This is a genomic window from Streptomyces sp. NPDC054840, assembly GCF_053611065.1.
The window spans coordinates 1-3,904 of sequence record NZ_JBSGZP010000680.1; the positions used below are offsets into that span (position 1 = coordinate 1).

Annotated in this window: 1 protein-coding gene; it reads left to right on the top strand. The window is 70.6% G+C overall.

What is annotated here, in order from left to right:
* Positions 1-706 precede the first annotated feature (706 nt).
* The gene (gene ileS / locus ACWGIU_RS32120; RefSeq protein WP_453711630.1) at positions 707-3,856 is read left to right on the top strand and encodes an isoleucine--tRNA ligase; all 3,150 of its coding nucleotides are present in this window, start codon (positions 707-709) and stop codon (positions 3,854-3,856) included.
* The last annotated feature ends 48 nt before the right edge of the window (positions 3,857-3,904 follow it).

The window sequence follows — 3,904 nt, forward strand, 5'->3', positions numbered from 1 at the left end:
GTCTTCCGGACAGCGGTCGCCTTCTTGGCGGCGGCCGCGTCCTCGGAGACCGCCGCCTTCCCGACAGCCTTCTTGGCAGTACTCCCGGCGGTCTTCTTCGCCACCATGGCCGCGGCCCCTTCACATAATGTGATCTTCGCTCGCGAATCGTGCCGGAACGATAAATCGACACCGGCCCCGCGGCAACGGGGCACGCATCCGTCGAGGTCAGCCTGCATCCGTTGTGCCCATCAGGAGCCCTGGTAATCCGCCACTCCCGCCCCACCCGAGTCGGAAGCGCCACCGCAGGCCCGTTCGGGTCACGCCGGGGGCACACCGGGGTCGCGCCGGGACCCTCGCCACAGCCCCGCCACGCCGGGCCGGCTGCCCCCGCACGGGCCCCCGTAAACCGGTCTGCCGTGCGCCCCCCGGGCCCGTACACTGGCCCCAGCGAAAGGCATGGACGGGGACGAGTAGCGTCGTACGCAGCCAGGAGCGACCCGGGGACGGTGAGAGCCCGGGGGCGAGCGCGATGTGAAGGATCACCCCTGAGCCGCCGGAAGAAAGCCCGCACGGGATACCCGTAGGGCGAGTAGAACCGGCTTCGCACCCCAATGAGGGGGCCACCGGATCCGTCCGGCGGCCAAGGAGGGTGGTACCGCGGGAGCAGCAGTGCTCTCGTCCCTCCGGACGGAATGACACCCCGCCGGAGGAAGAGTTCAGCCTCATGACCACACCGCCGCAGTACCGCCCGGTACCCGCCCAGGTCGACCTGCCCGCCCTTGAGCACGCCGTCCTCGACTTCTGGCGCGAGAGCAAGACCTTCGCCAAGACCCTGGAGCTGTCCGAGGGCCGCCCCGAGTGGGTCTTCTACGAGGGCCCGCCCACCGCGAACGGCATGCCCGGCGCGCACCACATCGAGGCCCGCGTCTTCAAGGACGTCTTCCCCCGCTTCCGCACCATGCGCGGCTACCACGTGGCCCGCAAGGCCGGCTGGGACTGCCACGGCCTGCCCGTCGAGCTCGCCGTCGAGAAGGAGCTGGGCTTCAACGGCAAGCAGGACATCGAGGCGTACGGCATCGCCGAGTTCAACGCCAAGTGCCGCGAGTCCGTGACCCGCCACACCGACGCGTTCACCGAGCTGACGACCCGGATGGGCTACTGGGTCGACCTGGACGACGCCTACCGGACCATGGACCCCGAGTACGTGGAGTCCGTCTGGTGGTCGCTGAAGGAGATCTTCAACAAGGGTCTGCTCACCCAGGACCACCGCGTCGCCCCCTGGTGCCCCCGCTGCGGCACCGGCCTCTCGGACCACGAGCTGGCCCAGGGCTACGAGACGGTCGTGGACCCGTCGGTCTACGTCCGCTTCCCGCTGACGTCCGGCCCGCTCGCGGGCGAAGCGGCGCTGCTGGTCTGGACGACCACCCCCTGGACCCTGGTGTCCAACACCGCCGTGGCCGCGCACCCCGACGTCACGTACGTCGTCGCCACGAACGGTGAGGAGCAGCTGGTCGTCGCCCAGCCGCTGCTGGAGAAGTCCCTGGGCGAGGGCTGGGAGGCCACCGGCCGGACCTACACGGGCAAGGAGATGGAGCGCTGGACCTACGAGCGCCCCTTCGACCTCGTCGAGTTCCCGGAGCCCGCCCACTACGTCGTGAACGCCGAGTACGTCACGACCGAGGACGGCACCGGTCTGGTCCACCAGTCCCCCGCCTTCGGCGCCGACGACCTCGCGGTCTGCCGCGCGTACGGCCTGCCGGTCGTGAACCCGGTCCGCCCCGACGGCACCTTCGAGGAGGACGTCCCGCTGGTCGGCGGCGTCTTCTTCAAGAAGGCCGACGAGAAGCTGACCGCCGACCTCGCCGCGCGCGGACGGCTCTTCAAGCACATCGCCTACGAGCACAGCTATCCGCACTGCTGGCGCTGCCACACGGCCCTGCTCTACTACGCGCAGCCGTCCTGGTACATCCGCACCACCGCCGTCAAGGACGCGATGCTGCGGGAGAACGAGAAGACGAACTGGTTCCCCGACTCGGTCAAGCAGGGCCGCTTCGGCGACTGGCTGAACAACAACATCGACTGGGCGCTGTCCCGCAACCGGTACTGGGGCACCCCGCTGCCGATCTGGCGGTGTGAGGAGAACCACCTCACCTGCGTCGGCTCCCGCGCCGAGCTGTCCGAGCTCTCGGGCCAGGACCACTCCTCGCTCGACCCCCACCGCCCCTACATCGACGACGTCACCTTCACCTGCACGCACGAAGGCTGCGCCCTCACCTCGGTCCGCGTGCCGGAGGTCATCGACGCCTGGTACGACTCGGGCTCGATGCCGTTCGCGCAGTGGGGCTACCCGCACAAGAACAAGGAGATCTTCGAGAAGCGCTACCCGGCGCAGTTCATCTCGGAGGCCATCGACCAGACGCGCGGCTGGTTCTACACGCTGATGGCGGTCGGCACCCTCGTCTTCGACAAGTCGTCCTACGAGAACGTGGTCTGCCTGGGCCACATCCTCGCCGAGGACGGCCGCAAGATGTCCAAGCACCTGGGCAACACCCTCCAGCCGATCCCGCTCATGGACCAGCACGGCGCGGACGCGGTGCGCTGGTTCATGGCGGCGGGCGGCTCCCCGTGGGCCGCGCGCCGCGTGGGCCACGGCACGATCCAGGAGGTCGTCCGCAAGACCCTCCTCACGTACTGGAACACGGTGGCCTTCCAGGCCCTGTACGCCCGTACGTCGAACTGGGCGCCCTCCGCCTCCGACCCGGCCCCGGCCGACCGCACCGTTCTCGACCGGTGGCTGCTCTCGGAGCTCCACGCGCTGGTCGCCGAGGTCACCGAGGCGATGGAGTCGTACGACACCCAGCGCGCGGGCAAGCTCCTCTCCGCCTTCGTGGACGACCTGTCCAACTGGTACGTCCGCCGCTCGCGCCGCCGCTTCTGGCAGGGCGACGCGGCCGCGCTGCGCACCCTCCACGACGTGGTCGAGACGGTCACCCGGCTCCTCGCCCCGCTGACCCCCTTCATCACGGAGCGGGTCTGGCAGGACATGGTCGTCCCGGTCACCCCGGACGCCCCGGAGTCGGTCCACCTGTCGACGTGGCCGACGGCGGACACCTCGGCCATCGACCCGACCCTCTCCCAGCAGATGCAGCTGGTCCGCCGCCTGGTGGAGCTGGGACGGGCGACGCGGGCCGAATCGGGCGTCAAGACCCGCCAGCCTCTCTCCCGGGCCCTGGTCGGCGCGGTGGGCTTCGACGCGCTCTCCCCCGAGCTGCAGTCCCAGATCACGGAGGAGCTGAACGTCACCTCCCTGGCCTCCCTGTCGGAGGTCGGCGGGTCCCTGGTGGACACGACGGCGAAGGCGAACTTCCGGGCGCTGGGCAAGCGCTTCGGCAAGGGCGTCCAGGACGTCGCCAAGGCGGTGGCCGCGGCCGACGCGGCGGCGCTGTCCCTGGCCCTGCGGGCGGGCTCGGCGGTGATCTCGCTGAACGGCGAGGAGATCGCCCTCTCGCCGGAGGAGGTCATCATCACGGAGACCCCGCGCGAGGGCTGGTCGGTGGCGTCCGACTCGGGCGCGACGGTCGCCCTGGACCTGGAGATCACCCCGGAGCTGCGGCTGGCGGGCCTGGCCCGTGACGCGATCCGCCTGATCCAGGAGGCCCGGAAGAACTCCGGCCTCGATGTGGCCGACCGCATCGCGCTCCGCTGGTCCTCGGAGGACCCGGAGGTCGTCACGGCCCTGACGGACCACGCGGGCCTGATCGCGGACGAGGTCCTGGCGACGGACTTCGCGTCCGGCGCGGCGGACGCGGCCTCGTACGGTGACCCGTTCACGGACGAGTCCCTCGGCCTGACGTTCCGCCTCCGCAAGGCGTAGCCCTCACCCGAAGCGGCCCGCCCTTCCCCTCACGGGGGAGGTGCGGGC